Annotated in this window: 21 protein-coding genes and 2 pseudogenes; 15 read left to right on the forward strand and 8 right to left on the reverse strand. The window is 60.2% G+C overall.

Annotated features, from left to right (window positions below):
• Positions 1-127 precede the first annotated feature (127 nt).
• From CAF65_RS15800 to CAF65_RS29045, 5 genes and pseudogenes are all read left to right on the forward strand, one after another.
• Complete coding sequence (locus CAF65_RS15800) at positions 128-919, forward strand: phosphate/phosphite/phosphonate ABC transporter substrate-binding protein (RefSeq protein ID WP_085717110.1); 792 nt, start codon at positions 128-130, stop codon at positions 917-919.
• A gap of 168 nt (positions 920-1087) precedes the next feature.
• Positions 1088-1636, forward strand: coding sequence for a sigma-70 family RNA polymerase sigma factor (locus CAF65_RS15805; protein WP_085717111.1), 549 nt, complete (start codon positions 1088-1090; stop codon positions 1634-1636).
• Positions 1633-2646, forward strand: coding sequence for an ABC transporter substrate-binding protein (locus CAF65_RS15810; protein ID WP_085717112.1), 1014 nt, complete (start codon positions 1633-1635; stop codon positions 2644-2646). The genes CAF65_RS15805 and CAF65_RS15810 overlap by 4 nt, the downstream gene beginning before the upstream one ends.
• A 515-nt stretch (positions 2647-3161) precedes the next feature.
• Positions 3162-3932 (forward strand): annotated as a pseudogene (locus tag CAF65_RS29040) (PAS domain-containing protein); the annotation flags it as partial.
• A 132-nt stretch (positions 3933-4064) separates the two neighbouring features.
• Positions 4065-4481, forward strand: a pseudogene (locus tag CAF65_RS29045) (methyl-accepting chemotaxis protein); the annotation flags it as partial.
• A 104-nt stretch (positions 4482-4585) separates the two neighbouring features.
• Here the strand turns inward: CAF65_RS29045 and CAF65_RS15820 are convergent.
• Both CAF65_RS15820 and CAF65_RS15825 read right to left on the reverse strand, forming a co-directional pair.
• On the reverse strand, positions 4586-5224 hold the full coding sequence (locus CAF65_RS15820) for a glutathione S-transferase family protein (protein ID WP_085717114.1): 639 nt from the start codon (positions 5222-5224) through the stop codon (positions 4586-4588).
• 223 nt (positions 5225-5447) lie between these two features.
• On the reverse strand, positions 5448-6479 hold the full coding sequence (locus CAF65_RS15825; RefSeq protein WP_085717115.1) for a LacI family DNA-binding transcriptional regulator: 1032 nt from the start codon (positions 6477-6479) through the stop codon (positions 5448-5450).
• Between the two features lie 215 nt (positions 6480-6694).
• Here CAF65_RS15825 and CAF65_RS15830 point away from each other — a divergent pair, with 215 nt between their 5' ends.
• Both CAF65_RS15830 and CAF65_RS15835 read left to right on the forward strand, forming a co-directional pair.
• Complete coding sequence (locus tag CAF65_RS15830; RefSeq protein ID WP_085717116.1) at positions 6695-7228, forward strand: gluconokinase; 534 nt, start codon at positions 6695-6697, stop codon at positions 7226-7228.
• Between the two features lie 81 nt (positions 7229-7309).
• Positions 7310-8662 carry a GntP family permease gene (locus tag CAF65_RS15835; RefSeq protein ID WP_085717117.1) on the forward strand — a complete coding sequence of 451 codons (1353 nt, stop codon included), beginning with the start codon at positions 7310-7312 and terminating at the stop codon, positions 8660-8662.
• A gap of 125 nt (positions 8663-8787) precedes the next feature.
• On the opposite strand, the gene alaC is transcribed toward CAF65_RS15835, so the two are convergent.
• Entirely contained in the window at positions 8788-9999 is a 1212-nt protein-coding gene (gene alaC, locus CAF65_RS15840; RefSeq protein WP_085717118.1) for an alanine transaminase, read from the reverse strand.
• 139 nt (positions 10000-10138) lie between these two features.
• Between alaC and CAF65_RS15845 the strand changes: the two genes are divergently transcribed.
• The 3 genes from CAF65_RS15845 (at position 10139) to CAF65_RS15855 (ending at position 11940) form a co-directional block, all read left to right on the forward strand.
• Positions 10139-10801, forward strand: coding sequence for a LysE family translocator (locus tag CAF65_RS15845; protein ID WP_085717119.1), 663 nt, complete (start codon positions 10139-10141; stop codon positions 10799-10801).
• A gap of 66 nt (positions 10802-10867) precedes the next feature.
• The gene (locus CAF65_RS15850; RefSeq protein ID WP_085717120.1) at positions 10868-11353 is read left to right on the forward strand and encodes a GyrI-like domain-containing protein; all 486 of its coding nucleotides are present in this window, start codon (positions 10868-10870) and stop codon (positions 11351-11353) included.
• Between the two features lie 98 nt (positions 11354-11451).
• Positions 11452-11940 (forward strand): GNAT family N-acetyltransferase, encoded by a 489-nt coding sequence (locus CAF65_RS15855; protein WP_085717121.1) that lies wholly within the window; start codon positions 11452-11454, stop codon positions 11938-11940.
• A 55-nt stretch (positions 11941-11995) separates the two neighbouring features.
• On the opposite strand, the gene CAF65_RS15860 is transcribed toward CAF65_RS15855, so the two are convergent.
• Positions 11996-12481, reverse strand: coding sequence for an N-acetyltransferase (locus tag CAF65_RS15860; protein WP_085717122.1), 486 nt, complete (start codon positions 12479-12481; stop codon positions 11996-11998).
• A 141-nt stretch (positions 12482-12622) separates the two neighbouring features.
• Here CAF65_RS15860 and CAF65_RS15865 point away from each other — a divergent pair, with 141 nt between their 5' ends.
• The 3 genes from CAF65_RS15865 to CAF65_RS15875 all read left to right on the forward strand — a co-directional run bounded on the left by CAF65_RS15865 (position 12623) and on the right by CAF65_RS15875 (position 14696).
• Entirely contained in the window at positions 12623-13048 is a 426-nt protein-coding gene (locus CAF65_RS15865) for a nuclear transport factor 2 family protein (protein ID WP_085717123.1), read from the forward strand.
• Between the two features lie 66 nt (positions 13049-13114).
• Positions 13115-13459, forward strand: coding sequence for a YciI family protein (locus CAF65_RS15870; RefSeq protein WP_057713581.1), 345 nt, complete (start codon positions 13115-13117; stop codon positions 13457-13459).
• Between the two features lies 1 nt (position 13460).
• The gene (locus CAF65_RS15875) at positions 13461-14696 is read left to right on the forward strand and encodes an RNA polymerase sigma factor (RefSeq protein WP_085717124.1); all 1236 of its coding nucleotides are present in this window, start codon (positions 13461-13463) and stop codon (positions 14694-14696) included.
• Between the two features lie 93 nt (positions 14697-14789).
• Here the strand turns inward: CAF65_RS15875 and CAF65_RS15880 are convergent, their stop codons facing one another.
• A complete protein-coding gene (locus CAF65_RS15880) occupies positions 14790-15644 on the reverse strand; it encodes a LysR family transcriptional regulator (RefSeq protein WP_085717125.1) in 855 nt (284 codons plus the stop codon).
• A 90-nt stretch (positions 15645-15734) separates the two neighbouring features.
• Between CAF65_RS15880 and CAF65_RS15885 the strand changes: the two genes are divergently transcribed.
• Entirely contained in the window at positions 15735-16169 is a 435-nt protein-coding gene (locus CAF65_RS15885; RefSeq protein ID WP_085717126.1) for a multidrug/biocide efflux PACE transporter, read from the forward strand.
• 69 nt (positions 16170-16238) lie between these two features.
• Here the strand turns inward: CAF65_RS15885 and CAF65_RS15890 are convergent, their stop codons facing one another.
• Positions 16239-16997, reverse strand: a complete 759-nt coding sequence (locus tag CAF65_RS15890; protein WP_085717127.1) for an SDR family NAD(P)-dependent oxidoreductase — start codon at positions 16995-16997, stop codon at positions 16239-16241.
• Between the two features lie 122 nt (positions 16998-17119).
• On the opposite strand from CAF65_RS15890, the gene CAF65_RS15895 reads away from it, so the two are divergent.
• Positions 17120-18016, forward strand: a complete 897-nt coding sequence (locus CAF65_RS15895; protein ID WP_085717128.1) for a LysR family transcriptional regulator — start codon at positions 17120-17122, stop codon at positions 18014-18016.
• Positions 18017-18162: 146 nt separating this feature from the next.
• Here CAF65_RS15895 and CAF65_RS15900 read toward each other — a convergent pair whose 3' ends face one another.
• Together CAF65_RS15900 and CAF65_RS15905 are read right to left on the reverse strand one after the other, a co-directional pair.
• Positions 18163-18885: a TylF/MycF/NovP-related O-methyltransferase gene (locus tag CAF65_RS15900; RefSeq protein ID WP_085717129.1), complete on the reverse strand. Its 723-nt coding sequence runs from the start codon at positions 18883-18885 to the stop codon at positions 18163-18165.
• A complete protein-coding gene (locus tag CAF65_RS15905; RefSeq protein WP_085717130.1) occupies positions 18882-19748 on the reverse strand; it encodes a hypothetical protein in 867 nt (288 codons plus the stop codon). Before CAF65_RS15905 ends, CAF65_RS15900 begins: the two co-directional genes overlap by 4 nt.
• Between the last annotated feature and the right edge of the window lie 138 nt (positions 19749-19886).

The following is a 19886-nucleotide window of genomic DNA, read 5'->3' on the forward strand; positions in this document are numbered from 1 at the left end:
TGATCTGCTGTGGGAGCGAGCCTGCTCGCGAAAGCGCTGTGCCAGATTGCATTGATGTCGACTGACACGCCGCCTTCGCGAGCAGGCTCGCTCCCACAGGGGATATGCGTTGCATGAGGAAGTTTCGATGACCCACCACCTCACCGAATTATTGATGTACACCTCCCCCGAACCCATCCACCAGGCCAACGAACGCTGGCTGGTGCGCATCCTCGAGCACTTGGGCGAAACCCGCCTTGATGCCGAAGGCCTGTCACTGCCGGACGTATGGCTGTCGCCGCACTTGCTGCTCACACAAACCTGCGGCTATCCGCTGATGACGGCATTGCGCGGCAAGGTCCGGGTGCTGGCGCGCCCTCGTTATGAACTGCCGGACAGCAGTGGCGGCAATCATTGCAGCCTGATCCTGGGACGCCTCGAAGATGCACGGCAAACCCTGGCGGATTATCGCGACAGCCGAGGGGTGATCAATGGCCGGGACTCCAACAGCGGCATGAATTTGCTGCGCCACCGGTTGGCGCCGTTGCAACGTGACGGGCAGTTTTTTGCTCAGGTCGGAATCAGCGGCAGCCATCGCGAAAGCCTGCGCTGGTTGCGCGAAGACCTGGCCGATCTGGCGGCAATCGACAGCGTGACCTTTGCCTACCTGGCGCGCCACGCCGCAGAGGAGGTGGCCGGTTTGCGCGTGATCACTCGCAGTGCTTTCAGCCCGACGTTGCCCTACATCACCTCAGCCACCGTCAGCGATCAGCAGGCTCAAGCGCTGTTGCAGGCGATGAGTCAAGCGTTGCGTGAATTGCCTGATGTCACCGAAATCCTCGGGTTGTCTGAGGTGTTGCCGGCCAACGAAAGCGACTATCAGGTAGTGCTCGACTATCAGCGTGAAGCCGAGACGTTGGGGTATGGGATTTTGCGGTAGGGGCTGAGTGTTGGGTCGACAGATCTATTCTTTCGCGGGCAAGCAATTTTTAATTCCTAAAGTGAATATAAAAATAAATTTTAAGTATTATTAATGAATAAGGCTCCTTGCTAGGATTCGCCTCACCGGACCACCGGACATTCAGCGACCCCTAACCCAGGAGCCCCTATGTCCGGCGCCGATATTCTTCATCGCAAACACGTGGACGGACTGTTCCGCGCTCATTACCACTGGCTCTGCACACGCCTGCGTCAGTCTCTGAACGATGCCGCCGGAGTCGAAGACATTGCCTGCGAAACCTTCGTGCAACTGCTCGAAGCGCCTGGCCTGACGGCAATCCGTGAACCCCGTGCCTTGCTCACCACCATCGCTCGGCGCCTGCTCTATCAGCGTTGGCGTCGAGGTGATCTGGAGCGCCAGTATCTACAGCAACTGCAACAGGCCGGGCCGATCCACGCCGAATCGCCGGAAGAGCTGGCGCAGTTGTCCCAGACCCTGACCCGTGTGGATCGCAGTCTTCAGCGGCTGCCAGGCAAAGTGCGCTCGACCTTCCTGCTGTCGCGGATCGACGGCCTGACCTATCCGCAAATTGCCGCTGCGCTGGGCATCTCGCTGCGTTCGGTCAGCGACTACATGACCCGTTCCCAGGTCCTGTGCGACCGGCACAGCGCCAATCAATCCCTGAACCGTCCACTCCAGAACAAGAGGTCCGCATGAGATCGATCAAAACCCTGCTCGGCAGTTCGTTGCTGGCCCTGAGCCTGTTGTCCCATCCGGTATCGGCCACGGAAAAAGCCGCACCCATTCACTTCGGTGACATCACCTGGGAAAGCGGCAGCCTGATCACCGAAATCCTGCGCCTGATCGTTGAAAAAGGTTACGGCTACCCGACCGACACGCTGCCGGGCAGCACCGTCAGCCTTGAAGCGGCGCTGGCGAAAAACGATATCCAGGTCATCGGTGAAGAGTGGGCCGGACGCAGCCCGGCCTGGGTCAAGGCTGCCGCGGAGGGCAAGGTGTTCGGCCTCGGCGATACGGTCAAGGGCGCCACCGAAGGTTGGTGGGTGCCGGAGTACGTGATCAAGGGCGATCCCGAACGCGGCATCAAGCCGTTGGCTCCGGAGCTGAAATCCGTTGCTGATCTGGCGAAGTACAAGGACGTGTTCCGCGACCCCGAAGACCCGAGTCGCGGACGCTTCCTCAACAGCCCGACCGGCTGGACCTCGGAAATCGTCAACAGCCAGAAGCTCAAGGCTTACGACTTGTCCGGCAGCTACGTCAACTTCCGCACGGGGTCCGGTGCCGCACTGGATGCCGAGGTGGCGTCGTCGATCCGCCGTGGCAAACCGGTGCTGTTCTACTACTGGTCGCCGACCCCACTGCTGGGGCGATTCAGACTGGTGAAACTCGACGAGCCGCCGTTCGACGCTGAAGCCTGGAAAACCCTGGCCGATGCCAACAACCCGAACCCCAAAGGCACACGCTCGATGCCGGCCAGCCTGGCCATCGGTGTATCGGCACCGTTCAAGGCGCAATACCCGGACCTGGTGACATTCTTTGAAAAAGTCGACCTGCCGATTGATCTGTTGAACCAGACCTTGGGCCAGATGAGTGAAAAACGCCAGAAACCCCGTGAAGTCGCTGAGGCGTTTTTGCGTGAGCAGCCGCAGGTGTGGAAGGGCTGGGTGCCGGGGGAGGTGGCTACCAGGGTGAGTGCCAGCTTGTAGTCTGTTCTGAAAGTTCTGCAGTGTTTGAGCTGTAGATCATTCGGCAGCCAGCGCCGCTTTCACTGTCGGCCGCTGATCTATCTTGCTCTCCGAGCATTTCCCCCTCGACAAGTCGCTGAACCGATTTTGTCCTCAGTAGTGGCCGACTAGTGGCCTTGCAAGCCCAAGGTTGCTGTCTATGATCAGATGTAACTAACTGTGTCGACCGTCATGAGGCGGTCGATGTCTGGTCGCAAGAGTGCGCAATCGAAGGCACCGACACTTGATGACAGGGAGCTGTCCGCTAAATGGAATTTGTCTTGAATCTGTTAGGGCTGGCCCGCATGCGGGCTATCAAGAAAAGGATGTCTTGATGAGTGTGTCGCGATAAGGACCCTCCGCTTGATCATCATTTATCACCTGACAAGTCCTTCTTTTTGGAGGGATGCGTGTGCCTGTTCTGCGGAACGCAGTGGTGGATTTGAAAGACCTGCAACTTTCATCAATCAAGAAATCGCGCGGAAGGTGATACAACAATGTTCAACCTACATCACAAGGCTGACCTGCTGGAAATCGAACGATTCAGCTGCGCGCTGAGCGAGGCTAATGCCAGGTTGGCGGCGATCGGTCGTTCGATGGCGATGATTGAATTCACCCCGGACGGCATCGTCATCGATGCCAATGAAAACTTTTGCCGTGCGATGGGTTACAGCGCCGAAGAAGTGCGCGGCAAGCATCACCGGATCTTTTGTGAAGAGCAGTATTACCGCAGCGATGACTACACCAGGTTATGGCGCGACCTGGCGCGGGGCGAGCCGCTGAGCGGAACCTTTTTGCGCTTGCACAAGAGCGGCCGGGAGATCTGGCTCGAAGCCAGCTACATGCCGGTGCTGGGCCCCGACCGGCAAGTCAGGAGCGTGATCAAGGTCGCTACCGACATCACCGCCCGGGTCAACAAGGAACACGAAAACGAAAGCCGGCTCTCCGCGATCGGTCGCTCCATGGCCGTGATCGAATTCACGCCCGAAGGCAAGGTCATCACCGCCAACGAAAACTTCCTGAAAACCATGCAGTACTCGCTCAACGAAGTGGTGGGGCAGCATCACAGCCTGTTCTGCCACCGTGCCGAAGCCGAGTCCCAGGGTTACCGGAATTTCTGGGCGTCACTCAATCGCGGCGAATACCACTCCCATCGTTTCGAGCGCCGAAACAAACAGGGGCAGACCATATTCCTCGAAGCGTCCTACAACCCGTTGTTCGATGCCAAGGGGCGGTTGTACAAAGTGGTCAAGTTTGCCAGCGACATCACCAACCAGATGACCACCCTGCAAACCGCCGCCGAATCGGCCCACAGTACCTCAGTGCAAAACGACGCCTGTGCCCGCAAGGGGTCAGAGGTGGTGCAGCAGACGGTGCAGATTATCCAGGACATTTCCCGGGACCTGAACGAAGCGGCACTGAGTATCGATGCCGTGAACAAGCAGTCCGACATCATCGGCACTATCGTGCAGACCATCCGCGGCATTGCCGATCAGACCAACCTGCTGGCGCTCAACGCGGCGATTGAAGCGGCACGGGCCGGTGAGCACGGGCGCGGGTTTGCGGTGGTGGCCGATGAAGTACGCAGCCTCGCGGCGCGCACCAGTCAGGCGACGCTGGAGATTGTCGAGGTGGTGCGCAAGAACCACGATTTGTCCCTCAGCGCGGTGTCGAGCATGCAATCGAGCCTGAGCCGAACCGGCCTTGGTGTGGAACTGGCGAACGAGGCGGGAGAAGTGATCCTGGAAATTCAGCAGGGATCGCGACATGTGGTGGATGCGATCAGTCAGTTCAACTCGACGTTGCAACTGAACTGATCGCGGCAAATGCGATGGTTGATAACGATAACGCGTGTTGCCTGGCTGAACACAGCGCTCTTGAGTCCATCGCGAGCTTGCCACGGGCGGCAACCCGCGGCCATTCAAGGCAAGCCGTTACAGCAATGCTTCAGGAACCCGCGGTGTTGCGCCAGGCGTTTGAAATACTCATCGACAGCGGGGTAGTCCGGACGCTCGATCGGGGTCATCAGCCAGCGGTTGACGGACAGGCCGATGACGATGTCAGCCAGGGTAAACCGTGGTCCGGCGACATAGGCCCTGGTGGTCGCGAGTTGATGTTCGAGGATGCCCATCATCTGGTTCCAGCCGCGGACGCCGACTTCGAGGCGATGGGCGTCCTGGAACTCCGGGTCCTTGCGCACCAGCGCCATGAATGCATAACTCCACGACGGATTGAGCTCGGTGGCTTGCCAGTCCATCCACTGTTCCACCCGGGCGCGTGCCGCAGGTTCAGTGGGCAGCAATTCGTTGTGATGGTGGTGGTGTTTGCCGGCCAGGTAACGGCAAATGGTATTGGACTCCCACAGCACTCCGGCGTCGTCGATGATCACCGGCACCTTGGCGTTGGGGTTGAATCTGAGAAACTCGGGGCTGTGGGTGGACGCGAAGCCGCTGCCCCAGTCCTCGCGTTCGTAGGCAATACCCAGTTCTTCGCAGGTCCACAGGACTTTTCTGACATTGATGGACGAGGCTTTGCCGAGAATTTTCAGTGAGTGTTCCATTGAGCTACTCCGTTAGCGAATCGACGCGCTACGGGAATCTGGCAGGGTGTCCACCGATGAGCGACATTCGTTGTTCTGAAAAGGTTAGTTGAAATCCGCTTGCGTGGGGTGAAAGGGCTTACCTGTGGCGAGGGGGCTTGTCGGAACACCACCCCGTTCGGCGGCGCAGCCGTCGTAATCCGGCGGGAGCAAGCTCCCTCGCCACAAAGGTGAAGTGTCGTGCCTATGTACTCTCGCGCACCTTCAACTCAAACCCCATGTCCTGCACTGGCCTGGCCACGGTATTGCCGGCCATCAGCGTGAGCATCTGCTCCGCCGCACGTCGGCCAATGGCCTCGCGCGGGGTGTTGATGCTGCTCAGGCGCGGGACCATGTGTTCGGACATGGGCAAATCGTTGAAGCCGAGGATCGCCACCTGCTCGGGAATCCTGATGCCATTGCGCATGGCTTCAAGCAAGGCGCCCTGGGCCAGGTCATCGTTACCGAAGAAGATCGCATCGACATCGGGATGACTGGCGAGCAATTGCAGGAACAGTTCTCCACCCAAGCCGACCGAAGACGAGCGCGGCGTCAGCACTTCCAGGTCCGGGTCATACAAGCCGGCCTTTTGCAGGGCTTTGCGGAACCCTTCGCCACGCAGCAAGGTGCGTTGATCCAGTTGCGCGCCGATGTAGGCCAGACGCTTGCGACCGCGAGACAGCAAGTGTTCGGCCGCCGTTTCGCCGGCTGCCAGTTGCGAAAAGCCAACGCAATTGAGCCCGGCCGCACTGTCCAGCTCCATCATGTACACGCAAGGAATATTGCTGGCTTCGATCATCCGCCGTGAACTTTCGGTGCGGTCGAAACCGGTCAGCAACAAGCCACGTGGCTGATAAGCCATGTAATTGCGCAGCAGGTTTTCTTCTTCATCGCGCGAATAGTGGAAGTTGCCGATCAGCACTTCGAAGCCCTTGGGCCGCAAAACCTGATGAATGGCTTCCAGGGTGTCGATGAACAGCAGGTTGGACAGCGACGGCACCAAAACCACGACTGATTGGCTCTGGGCCGAGGCCAGGGCGCGGGCGGCAGGGTTGACGACATAGTTGAGTTCCAGCGCCGCTTTCTGCACTTTTTCCACCAGTTCGGTGGCCACGGTGCTGACGCCACGCAGGGCGCGGGAAGCGGTAATCGGGCTGACACCGGCCAGTCGGGCAACTTCGTTGAGGGTAGGGCGGCCAGTGGTGCGGGTATTTTTATCGTTCTTGGTTGTGTTCATCGACGGCTTGCCAAACAAAATTCAAGGCACTAAGGTAGCGCTGTCTCGATGCAGCTGCAAATGCGTGAGCGGGGGTTCGCCTGATCCTCGCTTTTTGGTGTTGGGACATAACCTGCTGCAACCCACAAAATGACAAGAAAGGCGTCGGCAACTCCTGCTTTTGGTCTAGTGTCATAACTGGCAAAGGTAGCGCTGTCTGCGCGCTGAGGTGTTACATGAATCATCCCATCACCGCCCTGGTCATCATGGGCGTTGCCGGTTGCGGCAAGACGTGCGTCAGCGAGGCCCTGTGCCAACTGAGCGGCGCCACTGCCATTGAAGGCGACTCTTTCCACCCTGCCGCCAATATCGAAAAGATGAGCGCGGGGATCCCCCTGAACGACGAAGACCGCGCCGGCTGGCTCGACAGCCTGTGCGATGAACTGTGCCGTGTCGACGCCATGGGCCAGCGCCCGGTGCTGACCTGTTCGGCGCTCAAACACATCTATCGCGAACGCCTGCGCAGTGCCTTGCCGGGCCTGGGCTTCGTGTTCCTTGAGTTGACCCCCGAGGTGGCCGCCGACCGTGTGTCCCATCGGCCGGGCCACTTCATGCCGTCGACCTTGATCGACAGCCAGTTCGCCACGCTCGAATCGCCCGTCGGCGAGCCGCTGACCCTGGCGCTGGATGCTTCGACCCATAGCGTCGAGCAACTGGCTGCGCAGGCTCATGACTGGTGGCTGGCGAACGGCCTGAAGCAGGCGGTATGAGTGTGCTTGCAAAGACAGCGCTGTCCTTTCGACTTTTGATCAACCCGCTTTAATAACAACAACAACCAGGAGACACCCCCAATGTTTGGCATGTCCCACGAGACGTTCCTGCTGCTCGATGCAGTGGTCACGGTGATCGGGCTTATCGTCCTGATCACCAGGTTCAAGTTCCACCCGTTCATTGCCCTGACCATTGCCGCCGCTTTCCTCGGGCTTACCTCCGGCATGCCGATCGGTACCATCATCAAGGCGTTCCAGGACGGCTTCGGTGGCGTACTCGGTTTTGTCGGCATCATCCTTGCGCTGGGCACGATGCTCGGCAAAATGATGGCCGAATCGGGCGGTGCGGATCAGATTGCGCAGACGTTGATCCGCGCCTTTGGCAAGGACAAGGTGCAGTGGGCGATGATGTTCGCCGCGTTCCTGGTCGGCATCCCGCTGTTCTTCGAAATCGGCTTCGTGTTGCTGATTCCGTTGGTGTTCATCGTGGCCCGCCGCACCGGCGTGTCGATCATCAAGATTGGTATTCCACTGCTGGCGGGGCTGTCCGCGGTACACGGCCTGGTGCCACCGCACCCGGGTCCGTTGCTGGCCATCGGCGTGTTCGGTGCCGACATCGGCAAGACCATTCTGTACGGCCTGATCGTGGCGCTGCCGACGGCCATCATTGCCGGTCCGATCTTCGGTACGTTCATTGCCAAGCACATCCCCGGTCATCCGAATCAGGAGCTGGTGGATCAACTGGCGCGCGAGACGGACTCCACCGATCTGCCGAGCTTCGGCATCACCCTGGTCACCGTGCTGTCGCCGGTGTTCCTGATGTTGCTCAAGACCTTTGCCGACGTGGTGCTGCCGGACGGCAACTTCTTCCGCACCTTCATGGACCTGATCGGTCACCCGATCTCGGCGCTGCTGCTGGCGTTGCTGCTGTCGCTGTACACCTTCGGTCACAAGCAGGGCATCGGTTCCCAACAGATCCTGAAATGGCTGGATGCGAGCCTGGCGCCGACCGCTGCGATCATCCTGATCATCGGTGCCGGTGGTGGCTTCAAGCAGATGCTGGTAACCAGCGGTGTAGGTAACGTGATCGGCAACATGGCGGTGGCCGCGCAGATCTCTCCGATCCTGCTGGCCTGGCTGGTGGCGGCGGTGATTCGTATCGCCACAGGTTCGGCAACCGTGGCGACCATTACCGGCGCTGGTATCGTGGTGCCGGTGGTGGGGATGATTCCGGGTGTGAATCGTGAGCTGCTGGTACTGGCCACCGGTGCCGGTTCGTTGATCCTGTCTCACGTCAACGACGCCGGTTTCTGGCTGGTCAAGCAGTACTTCAACATGACCGTGGCTGAAACCTTCAAGACCTGGACCGCGATGGAAACCATCCTGTCGGTGGTGGGTCTGGGCTTTATCCTGCTGTTGTCGTTGTTCGTCTAATCAGCACCGCAAAACAAATGTGGGAACGAGCCTGCTCGCGAAGAGGGCTTAACATTCAATGAAGATGTTGAATGTAAGTCCGCTTTCGCGAGCAGGCTCGCTCCCACAATGTTATGTGTAGGGTGTCAGGATTTGGTTACGAGCCCATCCGCCCGGAACATCCCGCGAATCCCGCGTACGGCCTGACGAATCCGGTCCTGGTTTTCGATCAGTGCAAAGCGCACGTGATCATCGCCGTACTCGCCAAAACCGACACCCGGCGAGACACACACCTTGGCCTCGGCCAGCAGTTTCTTGGCGAACTCAAGTGAGCCCAGGTGCGCATAAGCCTCGGGAATCTTCGCCCAGACGTACATCGACGCTTTCGGGTTTTCGACCATCCAGCCCAGCTCATGCAGGCCTTTGACCAGCACGTTGCGTCGCTGCCGATACTGCTCGGCGATGTCGCGCACGCATTGCTGATCGCCTTCCAGCGCGGCAATTGCCGCCACTTGCAGCGGGGTGAAGGTGCCGTAGTCGTGGTAGCTCTTGATCCGCGCCAGAGCGTTGACCAGTTCCGGGTTGCCGACCATGAAGCCGATGCGCCAGCCGGCCATGTTGTAGCTCTTGGACAGGGTGAAAAACTCCACCGCAATGTCCTTGGCGCCAGGCACCTGCATGATCGACGGGGCTTTCCAGCCGTCGTAGACGATGTCGGCGTAGGCCAGGTCGTGCACTACCAGCACGTCGTACTGCTTGGCGAGGGCGATCACCCGTTCGAAGAAATCCAGCTCCACGCACTGGGCGGTAGGGTTGGACGGGAAACCGAGGATCATCATCTTCGGTTTCGGGATCGAGCCGCGAATGGCCCGCTCCAGTTCCGCGAAGAAATCCACGCCCGGCACCAGTGGCACCGACCGCACCTGGGCGCCGGCAATCACGGCACCATAGATGTGAATCGGGTAGCTCGGGTTCGGCACCAGCACGGTGTCGCCCTGATCCAGGGTGGCCAGCATCAAATGCGCCAGGCCTTCCTTGGAACCGATGGTGACGATGGCTTCGCTTTCCGGGTCGATATCGACTTCGTAGCGATCCTTGTACCAGTTGGAAATCGCCCGGCGCAGGCGCGGAATGCCCTTGGAGGTGGAGTAACCGTGGGTGTCTTCGCGTTGGGCCACCGTCACCAGTTTTTCGACGATGTGTGGCGGCGTGGCGCCGTCGGGATTGCCCATGCTCAAGTCGATGATGTCTTCGCCACGACGACGGGCGGCCATCTTCAGCTCGGCAGTGATGTTGAACACGTAAGGGGGGAGTCGATCGATGCGCGCAAAGCGGCGCGGCGAACCTTGTTCGGCCATTGTTGCCTCGGATAACGTAAGCGCCCGGAACCGTCCGAGCGACGCTGGTCACTGCGGTGACCTGTGACGGAATGTACGGGCAGCTGTGGCAGACTGTCCAGCCTCCATGTAAACAAATTTTTCCGAGGGAAAGGGTTCAATGGAATTTACCAGCGGCTTCTTGCTGAGCCTCTCGCTGTGCCTGGATATCGGCGTGGCCAACATCGCGATGATCACCCTGGCCATGCAGCGCGGTTATTTCCAGGGCTTTGCGCTGGGCCTCGGCACCTGCGTCGGCGACCTGATTTATGCGGTACTGGCGCTGGCTGGCATGACCGTGTTGCTGCAGTACGAAAGCGTGCGCTGGGTGTTGTGGATCGGTGGCTCGGCGCTGCTGGTGTACTTCGCGGCAAAGATGATCTATTCGGCGATTCACCACGAGGCGTTGCTGGCCGAGACGGCGGAGGTCGGGAATAACTCCCACCGCAAGGAATTCTTGCGTGGGATCTTTCTCGCCATGTCCTCGCCCAGTGCCATTCTCTGGTTCGCGGCCGTTGGCGGCACCCTGATCGCCCGTTCCGGTGGCGGTGGCCCGCTCAGTTCGGCACTGTTTCTCGGTGGTTTCCTCTGTGCCGGGCTGCTCTGGTCGGCAGGTTTGTGCTTCGCCGCAAGCCATGGCGGCAAGTTGCTGGGCGACAAGCTGCTGCGCTATTCCTATATGGCATCGGCGGCGATCTTCTGCTATTTCGCGGTCTACGTGATTCTATCTGGCTATAACGAGTTCGTCGGTGCCGCTGCCGTAGAGCAGTTGCACGCGCTGTAATTGGGCGAATCGGGTTTGGCCTCTATACTCCCAGCCGAACCCACTTTTCGCTCCAGGAGTCGAGCCATGGATGAGCAAATACGCGTTGAAGTGACGGAACCACGCTTCGAACATGGACATTTCCTGCTGATCGCAGGGCTAGGCGGACGATTTACCCAGCAAACCACCCAGGACATTCCAGCACTCTGGGATACATTCATTCCCCACATCGGCAATGTTCCTGGTCAGAAGGGCGAAGTGACCTACGGCGTCTGCTGCAATTTCGATGGCAAGGGCGGCTTCGATTACATCGCAGGCGTCGAGATCAGCAAACTCGACGACTTGCCGGAAACCTATCGCTGGGTGGAAGTTCAGCCGCAGCAGTACGTGGTGTTCGAACACAAGGGACCGCTGGACACCCTGCCGCAAACCTTTCAGTACATCCATGGTACGTGGCTGCCGCAGTCCGGCCACGAGCTGTTGGCGGCCCCGGAGTTCGAGCGCTACAGCGAAGACTTCAACCCCAGGCTCAACACCGGCAGGCTGGAAATCTGGTTGCCGATCAAGGCATGACACCTGCAGCGGGAGGCGGATCAGCCGATTCGTCTCTCGATGTCCCACGGCGGCTGATTTATGATCCCCAGCCTTTCCCACGCTGATCCCGAGCTGCCATGAACACCGTCATCCGCAACGTCACCCCCGCCGATCTTGACCGCTGCTTTGCCATCGAAACCCTTGCCTATGAAGGTGATGAAGCCGCGACCCGCGAGAAGATCGCCACCCGCATCGCCACCTGGCCCGAGGGTTTTATCGTCGCTGAAGTGGACGGGACAGTGGCCGGTTTCATCAATTCCGGGGCGGCGTTTCAGGTGGAAATGTCGGACGAGGCGTTCAAGGAACTGATCGGCCACGACCCGGCCGGGCCGCACGTGGTAATCATGTCGGTGGTGGTGCACCCGGATTATCAGGGGCAAGGCCTGGCCAAACTTCTGATGGGCGAGTTCATCGAGCGCATGCGTGCGATGGGCAAGGTCAGCATCAACCTGATGTGCAAGGAGCGGCACATTCCGTTGTACGCCGGGTTCGGTTTTGCCTACGTCAAACCCTCGGCGTCCGACCATGGCGGCATGGCGTGGCATGAGATGGTGCTGGAACTCTAAACCCAGCACAGATCCCCTGTGGGAGCGAGCAGGCTCGCTCCCACAATGGTCGTACCTAGAACACCAACCCCATCCGCCGTTCATAGCCGATCCGGCCCTTGTACGCCTCGCCGCTGTCGACGAAGCCAAACCTGGCGTACAGGCCGATTGCCGCCGCGTTGTCGGCATCCACCGACAATTCCAGCCCCTTGATTTCCGGCCAGGCCCGGCGCGCCGCCTCGGGCAGCGCCTGCAGGCAGGCCTTGCCGTAGCCTTTGCCTTGAGCGCGTTGATCGACTTGCAGTGCATGCAGGGTGGCGCTGTGTTCATCGGCCCAGGCCGGCAACACCGGCGGGCGCTTGAGCAGCAGGAACGCGACGGGCACACCTTCGGCCAGCAGGGCGAATCCCTTGACGCCGGGGCCGGGCCGGGACAGCAGGGTGTGCAGGGCACCGTGGATATCACCGGAGAACCTGACTTGCTGCGGATGCACTTGGATGGCCTCGACTTGTTGGCGCTGCCGCGAGTTCAGGCTTTCATAAGGCACCAGTCGGGCTGTCACGGGCGTGTCCTTTTTCCTGCATGAGTGAATCCCGGATTCTAGCGAGTCTGCTCGTTTGGATTATTTTTATTTCACCTGTCGATTTGCCGGATCGCCGGACGACTAAGGGTGTCTTCACTATAAAAACCACGGAGAACCACCATGAACTCGCAAACCCAGATCCAGAACCTCATCGAGAACTATCGTCAGGCAGTCAAGGCCAAGGACATTGAAAAAGTCATGGCCCTGTATGCCGATGACATCGTCTCCTTCGACGCGGTCAAAGCCCTGCAATTCAAAGGCAAGCCGGCGTATCGCGCGCATTGGCAGGCCTGCATGGAAATGTGCCCCGGCCCGCACATCTTCGAATTCCACGAAATCACCATCGAGCCGTCCCAGGAAATTGCGTTCGCTCACTGGCTGGCAAATTGCGGTGGCACCAACGACAAGGGCGAAACCCAGTCCTGCTGGATGCGCGTCACCGCTTGCTATCGGCAGGAAGCCGGGCTGTGGCAGATCGTCCACGAACATTGGTCGGCGCCGTTCGACATGACCAGCGGCGCGACGCTGTTCGACCTCAAACCCTGATCGTCGGGAAACCGAGCCAGAATGCCAATCAGCGGCCATAGTTGATCGTTCGATAAGGAGAGCGTGATGAAGTATTTATGCCTGGTCTACAGCGATGAGCGTCTGTTGCATTCGCTACCGGAAAGCCCGAAGGACGAAGAGTGCATGGCCTACGCCGAGTCGATCCAGGGCAGCGGCCGGATGGTCGCCGCCGAGGCGCTGGAATCGGTACAGACCGCCACTACGGTGCGCATGCGCAACGGCAAGATGTCGATCACCGACGGCCCGTTTGCCGAAACCAAGGAACAACTGGCCGGCTTCTACCTGATCGATGCCAAGGACCTCAACGAAGCCATTCAAGTCGCCGGCAACATTCCGGCGGCCCGGGTCGGCAGTGTCGAAGTGCGCCCCGTTCGGCAGTTGAATCCTTAAGATGCCGGGGCTGCCGGTTAAGGCGCAGGTCGAGCGGGTCTATCGCGAAGAGTCGCGGCGGATTCTTGCGACCCTGATTCGTTTGCTGGGGGATTTCGACCTCGCCGAAGAGGCCTTGCACGAGGCGTTTTTCATCGCGGTCGAACGCTGGCAGCGTGATGGCGTGCCGGACAATCCGCGGGCCTGGCTGGTGTCCACCGGGCGTTTCAAGGCCATCGATGGCTTGCGCCGGCGTGCGCGTTTTGCCGCGTCGCAACCCTTGTTGATCGCGCAACTGGAGGAGCTGGAGCAGGCCGACTGGAGTGCTGAAGACGTGGAAGACGATCGCCTGCGGCTGATCTTCACTTGCTGCCACCCGGCCCTGGCGGCGGACGCGCAAGTGCCACTGACGCTGCGGGAAGTCTGCGACCTGACCACGGAAGAAATCGCCCGGGCCTTTCTCTCGGCCCCGGCCACCATCGCCCAGCGCATCGTGCGCGCCAAGGCGAAGATCCGCGACGCGAAAATCCCTTATCAAGTGCCGACGCTGGCTGAGTTGCCCGAGCGTCTGGACAGCGTATTGCGGGTGATTTACCTGGTGTTCAACGAGGGCTACTCGGCGTCCATCGGGGCCGAACTGATCCGTGAGGAATTGACCCGCGAGGCGATCCGTCTCGGCCGGTTACTGGTGGAGTTGTTGCCGGAGCCGGAGGTGATGGGCTTGCTGGCGTTGATGCTGTTGCACGAGTCTCGCCGCCCGGCCAGGACCTCGGCGAGCGGCGAGCTGATTGTGCTGGATGAGCAGGACCGTTCGCTGTGGGACGCCGGGTTGATCACTGAAGGCTGCGCGTTGATCGAACAGGCATTGAGCATGGGGCGATTCGGACCCTATTGCCTGCAAGCGGCCATCGCGGCGGTGCATGCCGAAGCCCCGGCGGCGGGGGAAACCGATTGGCCGCAGATTGTCGGTCTGTATGACGTGCTGCTGCGGGCGGTGCCGTCGCCGGTGATCGAGTTGAACCGGGCGGCGGCGATTTCGAAACGGGATGGACCACTGGCGGGGCTGACGTTGGTGGAGGCCATTCTGGAGCGGGGAGAACTGCTCGACTACCACCTTGCGCATTCGGCGCGGGCGGAATTTTGTCGGCAACTGGGCCGCAAGCAAGAGGCGCGGGCGGCGTGGGAGAGGGCGCTGGCGTTGACCCGGCAAGAGCCGGAGCGGCGGTTTATCGAAGGGCGGCTAAGGGCATTGGAGTAATGTGATCCTACTGGCCTCTTCGCGAGCAGGCTCGCTCCCACACTTGACTTGGTCTGAATGTGGGAGCGAGCCTGCTCGCGAATGGCCGCGCCACTATTCCAGCATCTTGCCCAGCAACCAGCTCCCCGCCGGCCCCGGCGGGTTCAGTCGCGACCACAACGCATCCACCGACACCGCTTTCGGCCAGCCGCGCACCACCAGTTCCTGCAACGTGCCTGGCCCGAAGCGCTCGACCAGCCAGCGGGGCAGCGGCGCCCAGCCGAATCCGCCCTGGGCCATTTCCAGCAACATCAGATAACTCGGTGCCGACCAGACGCGACCCTTCGCCCGGCTTTCATAGGGATTGATGATGGTGGCCAGACGCAGCTCGCGGTGCTGCTGCAGTGCGTCCTGATCGACATGGTCCAGCGTTGCCAACGGGTGTGACGGGGACACGAACAAGGCGATTTCCGTGCGCTCGTCCACTGTCGAGTTGACCAGGTCCGGCGGGTAGCTGTCCTGCATTTCGGCGAAGGCAATCTGCGCCCGGCCGCTTTGCACCAGGGACACCAGGTCATCGCATTCGGCGATCAGGCATTCGAGCTCCAGGTCCGGGTAACGCTGCTCGAAGGCGCTGAGGGCGGCTTCGAAGCGGTCCGATTGATAGGTATCGGACAGCGCCACCGTCAGCTTGGCTTCCACCCCTTGCGACAGTTGGCTGGCGGTCATTTCCAGGCGACTGGTAGCGGCCAGGATGTCCTCGGCCCGTTGCAGCATGACGTGCCCGGCCGGGGTCAGTCCGGGCTTGCGGCTGCTGCGATCGAACAGTGTCAGGTTCAAATCGATTTCCAGGCTGGCCACCGCCGCGCTGATGGTCGACTGACTGCGGCCCAGCTTGCGCGCCGCTGCGGAAAACGAGCCTTGGGTCGCGGCTTCGACAAACGCCAGCAACACTTCGTGAGAAGCCATGAACTATCGCCTTGATCGATGGTTATTGGTTATGAAGTATCGGTGTGATGACGGATCATGGCAACCACAGTCACTCAAGGGAGTTCGGCCATGAGCGCCAACAAGTCCATTACTGAACGTATTTTCCAGGCCGTCGGTTTCGAACTGTTGGCCATCCTGATCTGTACCCCGTTGCTGGCCTGGATCATGAAGAAGCCGATGCTGGACATGGGCGCTGTCACCATCGCCATGGCAGCCTTGGCCTTGGCCTGGAATGTGGTGTTCAACGGCTTTTTCGATCGCCTGCTCAAGCGCCTGGCCATCGTGCACAACGCCTGGGTCCGCGTGGTGCATGCGCTGTTGTTCGAAGGCGGGCTGGTCGCGCTTGGCGTGCCGCTGATTGCCTGGTGGCTGAATGTCAGCCTGTGGCAGGCGTTTGTGCTGGATATCGGCGTGCTGCTGTTTTTCCTGCCATACACCTATATCTATCACTGGGTGTATGACGTGGTTCGTGAGCGGATGGTGATGACTCGCGAGGTCTGCTGAATAGTGTGTTTGTGGCGAGGGAGATTGCTCCCTCGTCACAAGTTTTTCCAACTGCCGTTGTTACGTGACTTACAAAAACATCCCCCCCGACGCCTCGATGCGCTGGCCATTGATCCACTGGCTACCCGGCGCCAACAGCAGCGCAATTGCAGCGCCGATGTCATCCGGCAAACCGGCGCGACCCAGGGCGGTGTTGTTCGCCACCAGGGTGTTCAACTCGGGGTTGTCGCGCACGGCGCCACCGCTGAAATCCGTTTCTATCGCCCCCGGTGCCAGGATGTTCACCGCGATGTTGCGTGCGCCGAGTTCCTTGGCCTGGTAGCGGGTCAGCACTTCCATCGCGCCTTTCATCGCCGCGTAGGCGCTGTGCCCCGGCAGACTGAAGCGGGCCAGGCCACTGGAAATGTTGATGATGCGACCACCGTCATTGAGCAATGGCAACAGCGTTTGCGTGAGGAAAAACGGCCCCTTGAAGTGGATGTTCACTAACAGGTCGAACTGTTCGACGGTGGTGTCGACGAAGTTGGCGTGCAGGCCGATCCCGGCGTTGTTGACCAGAAAATCGAAGTGCTCGCGCTCGAAGTGGCTGTGCAAGACCTTCGCCACTTCGCTGCCGAAGGTGTCGAACTGCTCACTCCGGGCAACGTCCAGTTGCAGCATGACGGCGCGACCGCCAAGGCTTTCAATCTCGGCAACCAGTGCCTGCGCCTCATCGGCGCGGCTGTTGTAGGTGCCGATGATGTCGATGCCTTGGGCGACCAGATGCAGGGCTGCGTTTTTGCCGAGGCCGCGGCTGGCGCCAGTGATCAGTGCGATTTTACGGTTCATGGGACTTCCTCAGGTGCAGTGGGCGGTTGATGTGAGGAAGTTTATTTATCCGCTTGGTGGTGATAAACAGAGTTAAACCGGAATCACTGGTCGGATAAGTCGAACAATACAAGAGCAGGCCGATGAACAAACTTGAACTGTTGCGCACCTTTGTCCGTGTCAGCGAGATGTCGAGTTTCACCCTGGCCGGCGAAAGCCTGGGCCTGCCTCGCTCAACGGTGTCCGAGCATGTGCAGGCACTGGAGGCCTTGCTCGGTACACGGCTGTTGCAACGCACCACGCGTAAAGTGCAGGCGACCCAGGATGGCCTGGTGTTGTACGAGCGCAGCAAGGACCTGTTGTCGCACATGGACGAAATCGAGGGGTTGTTTCGCCAGGACGAGGCGTCGCTGGTCGGGAGGATTCGTATCGACCTGCCGAACATTCTCGCGCGTCGGGTGGTGATGCCGCGCTTGCCGGAGTTCATGGCGCAGCACCCATTGCTTGAACTGGAAATCAGCAGCACCGACCGCCGGGTCGATCTGCTTGCCGAGGGCTTCGATTGCGTGCTGCGCATCGGCGCCCAACCGGATCAGTCGGTGGTGGCGCGACACCTGTGTGACTTCACCATGGTCAACTGCGCCAGTCCTGCGTATGTGCAGCGCTATGGCGTGCCCGAGCGGCTGGAGGATCTGGCGCGGCATCGGCTGGTGCACTATGTCGGTGTACTGGGCGGGCGTTCGGAAGGGTTTGTGTACGTCGACAAGGGGCAGGTGCAGCGAATGCCGATGGCCGGCAGTGTCACGGTCAACAGCACCGATGCCTACGAGGCCGCCTGCCTGGGTGGATTCGGCTTGATTCAGGCGCCGAGGATGGGCATGCAGCACTACCTGCAAAATGGTGATTTGGTGGAGGTGTTGCCGCAGTTCAACGCGCCGTCCATGGAGGCGTCGCTGCTCTATGCCCGGCAGCGGCATTTGCCGTTGCGGGTCAGGGCATTCATGGACTGGCTGGGGGAGGTGATCCGCTCAGAAGCCTGAGACCGGACCCTGTAGGTGACAGGCCCCTGTGGGAGCGAGCTTGCTCGCGAAAGCGGTGTGACAGTCAACATCAATACCGAATGTCAGACCGCTTTCGCGAGCAGGCTCGCTCCCACAGGTTTTGCATCAGTTCCCAGGCCTTCGGATCAAACGTGGAAGTAACCCACGCACGAATCGAACGGCAGGCGCTTGAGTTCGATCTTGTTCAGGTCGAGCACTTCGCGCAGGGCCTTGGTTTCGCCCGGGAAGTTGCGGTAGGCGACTTCGTCGAGCACCACGATCGCGCCTTTGGGCATGTACGGCAGGAAGGTTTCCAGCGCGACTTTGGTCGACTCGTACAGGTCGGTGTCGAGGATCAGCATGGCCACGACCAGGTCCGGCCGAGTCTTGACCCACTCCGGTACGGTCTTGACGATGTCGCCCTTGACCAGCTCGCAGCGCGGAATGCGGTTGACCGGGCGCAACAGGTCGTTGGCGTCGATCATGTCCTGGATCAGCGACTGGTCGGTGTCGGCGAACATGGTCTCGTTGACGTCGGCCGGGTCTTCTTTCTTGTCGATGCTCTGGAAGCCTTCGAAGGTATCGAAGCCCACGATCGAGCGGTTGATCGCATACGGCTCGAGAATCATCGACAGGTGCATGTAGAGCATCAACGAGTTGCCCTTGTACACGCCACACTCGATGATCGCGCCCGGTACTTCAGCGACCTTCTTGAACAGCTCCATGCGCGACAACGCAGCGGTCACGCCAATGCGGTTGGCGAAGACGAATGGGGCGTCGGCCACGTATTCGGCATCGACTCGTTTCAGGACGCCGGAACGGGTTTCGTTGTACTGGGCCTCGGCGGGCGTGATGCGACGCTTGGTCATTGCGGGATTCCTCGGAAGTTCGAAAAGTCGTGGACGTGGAAGTAGTCTTTGAAACCGGCGCCGACATCCGGGCAGGCGCTGTCGACGTTAATCGCGCCGCGCTGGTGCTTGAGGTCGTCGAGGTGCATCAGGCGAAAGTCCACGCTGAAGCGGGTTTGTTGCGTGTAATTGGGCACGGTGCCGTGCAGGTGCGAACCGGAGAACACCAGCATCTCGGCCGTGTTGCCGGCGATGCGCAGCTCGCTGGCGTCGTTGATCGCTTCGGTGGGCACCGGGTGTTGGCGCGCCTCTTCCTTGACGTTGTCCTTGGCGCGCTGGCGTTGTACATCGATCCAGTCAGACAGGCTCCACTGCGCCGAGGTATTTTTCACCGGGACGTCGAAGTAGGCCGGGTTGATCATCATGGTCTGGTCAGGCTGGATCGTGTAGACCGGCATCCAGGTATTGATCTGGCAGTCGACACCGCCGTACCAGGTGTCGCGATGGGGCTTGTAGGCATAGCTGACGCCGGCGTGCAGGTAGTCGTAGTTGGGCACGACACGGATGCGCGGTACGTCGAAAATGAATTCCTCGGGAGCGGCACCGATCTCGTCGGTGAAGCTGCGGATCAGCTCCTTGGCACGCAGGCTGTTGGTGAACTGGCCCTTGAGGCGAGTCACCAGCACCACGAATTCCTCCACCGGCATCAGCGTGTGCAGCGCCTGGTGGTTGGTTTCGCCATCGAAGGCGGCCGTGATGCTTTCCTGCGCGAACGCACAGAGTTCTTTGGCGGCGCGTAACTGCGTGTTCAGGAAAATATCGCCCGCGTAAATGGCTTCTTTAAAGTCAGCTTTCTGTTGCAGCTGATTGATGTACAGATTCACGGTTCCTCTCCTGAATACATCGAGTGTCTTATGAGTCGGCATCGCGCTAACAAACTGAAGGGTTGCCGGAGGCGTGGTGCGTCAATAAAGCGCAAGCCCTCGAGTTTGTGAGCAAATGCCGTGCCGCTGGACGAAAAA

The sequence above is a fragment of the Pseudomonas sp. B28(2017) genome (assembly GCF_002113025.1).
GTDB lineage: Bacteria > Pseudomonadota > Gammaproteobacteria > Pseudomonadales > Pseudomonadaceae > Aquipseudomonas.

What these genes read in the sequence shown, in the direction of transcription:
- CAF65_RS15885 (WP_085717126.1), top strand. Translation starts at nt 15,735, where the DNA reads ATGAGCGCCAACAAGTCCATTACTGAACGTATTTTCCAGGCCGTCGGT.
- CAF65_RS15855 (WP_085717121.1), top strand. Translation starts at nt 11,452, where the DNA reads ATGAACACCGTCATCCGCAACGTCACCCCCGCCGATCTTGACCGCTGC.
- CAF65_RS15820 (WP_085717114.1), bottom strand. Translation starts at nt 5,224, where the DNA reads ATGGAACACTCACTGAAAATTCTCGGCAAAGCCTCGTCCATCAATGTC.
- CAF65_RS15805 (WP_085717111.1), top strand. Translation starts at nt 1,088, where the DNA reads ATGTCCGGCGCCGATATTCTTCATCGCAAACACGTGGACGGACTGTTC.
- CAF65_RS15845 (WP_085717119.1), top strand. Translation starts at nt 10,139, where the DNA reads ATGGAATTTACCAGCGGCTTCTTGCTGAGCCTCTCGCTGTGCCTGGAT.
- CAF65_RS15825 (WP_085717115.1), bottom strand. Translation starts at nt 6,479, where the DNA reads ATGAACACAACCAAGAACGATAAAAATACCCGCACCACTGGCCGCCCT.
- CAF65_RS15895 (WP_085717128.1), top strand. Translation starts at nt 17,120, where the DNA reads ATGAACAAACTTGAACTGTTGCGCACCTTTGTCCGTGTCAGCGAGATG.
- CAF65_RS15835 (WP_085717117.1), top strand. Translation starts at nt 7,310, where the DNA reads ATGTTTGGCATGTCCCACGAGACGTTCCTGCTGCTCGATGCAGTGGTC.
- CAF65_RS15900 (WP_085717129.1), bottom strand. Translation starts at nt 18,885, where the DNA reads ATGACCAAGCGTCGCATCACGCCCGCCGAGGCCCAGTACAACGAAACC.
- alaC (WP_085717118.1), bottom strand. Translation starts at nt 9,999, where the DNA reads ATGGCCGAACAAGGTTCGCCGCGCCGCTTTGCGCGCATCGATCGACTC.
- CAF65_RS15880 (WP_085717125.1), bottom strand. Translation starts at nt 15,644, where the DNA reads ATGGCTTCTCACGAAGTGTTGCTGGCGTTTGTCGAAGCCGCGACCCAA.
- CAF65_RS15875 (WP_085717124.1), top strand. Translation starts at nt 13,461, where the DNA reads ATGCCGGGGCTGCCGGTTAAGGCGCAGGTCGAGCGGGTCTATCGCGAA.
- CAF65_RS15890 (WP_085717127.1), bottom strand. Translation starts at nt 16,997, where the DNA reads ATGAACCGTAAAATCGCACTGATCACTGGCGCCAGCCGCGGCCTCGGC.
- CAF65_RS15870 (WP_057713581.1), top strand. Translation starts at nt 13,115, where the DNA reads ATGAAGTATTTATGCCTGGTCTACAGCGATGAGCGTCTGTTGCATTCG.
- CAF65_RS15800 (WP_085717110.1), top strand. Translation starts at nt 128, where the DNA reads ATGACCCACCACCTCACCGAATTATTGATGTACACCTCCCCCGAACCC.
- CAF65_RS15830 (WP_085717116.1), top strand. Translation starts at nt 6,695, where the DNA reads ATGAATCATCCCATCACCGCCCTGGTCATCATGGGCGTTGCCGGTTGC.
- CAF65_RS15865 (WP_085717123.1), top strand. Translation starts at nt 12,623, where the DNA reads ATGAACTCGCAAACCCAGATCCAGAACCTCATCGAGAACTATCGTCAG.
- CAF65_RS15850 (WP_085717120.1), top strand. Translation starts at nt 10,868, where the DNA reads ATGGATGAGCAAATACGCGTTGAAGTGACGGAACCACGCTTCGAACAT.
- CAF65_RS15810 (WP_085717112.1), top strand. Translation starts at nt 1,633, where the DNA reads ATGAGATCGATCAAAACCCTGCTCGGCAGTTCGTTGCTGGCCCTGAGC.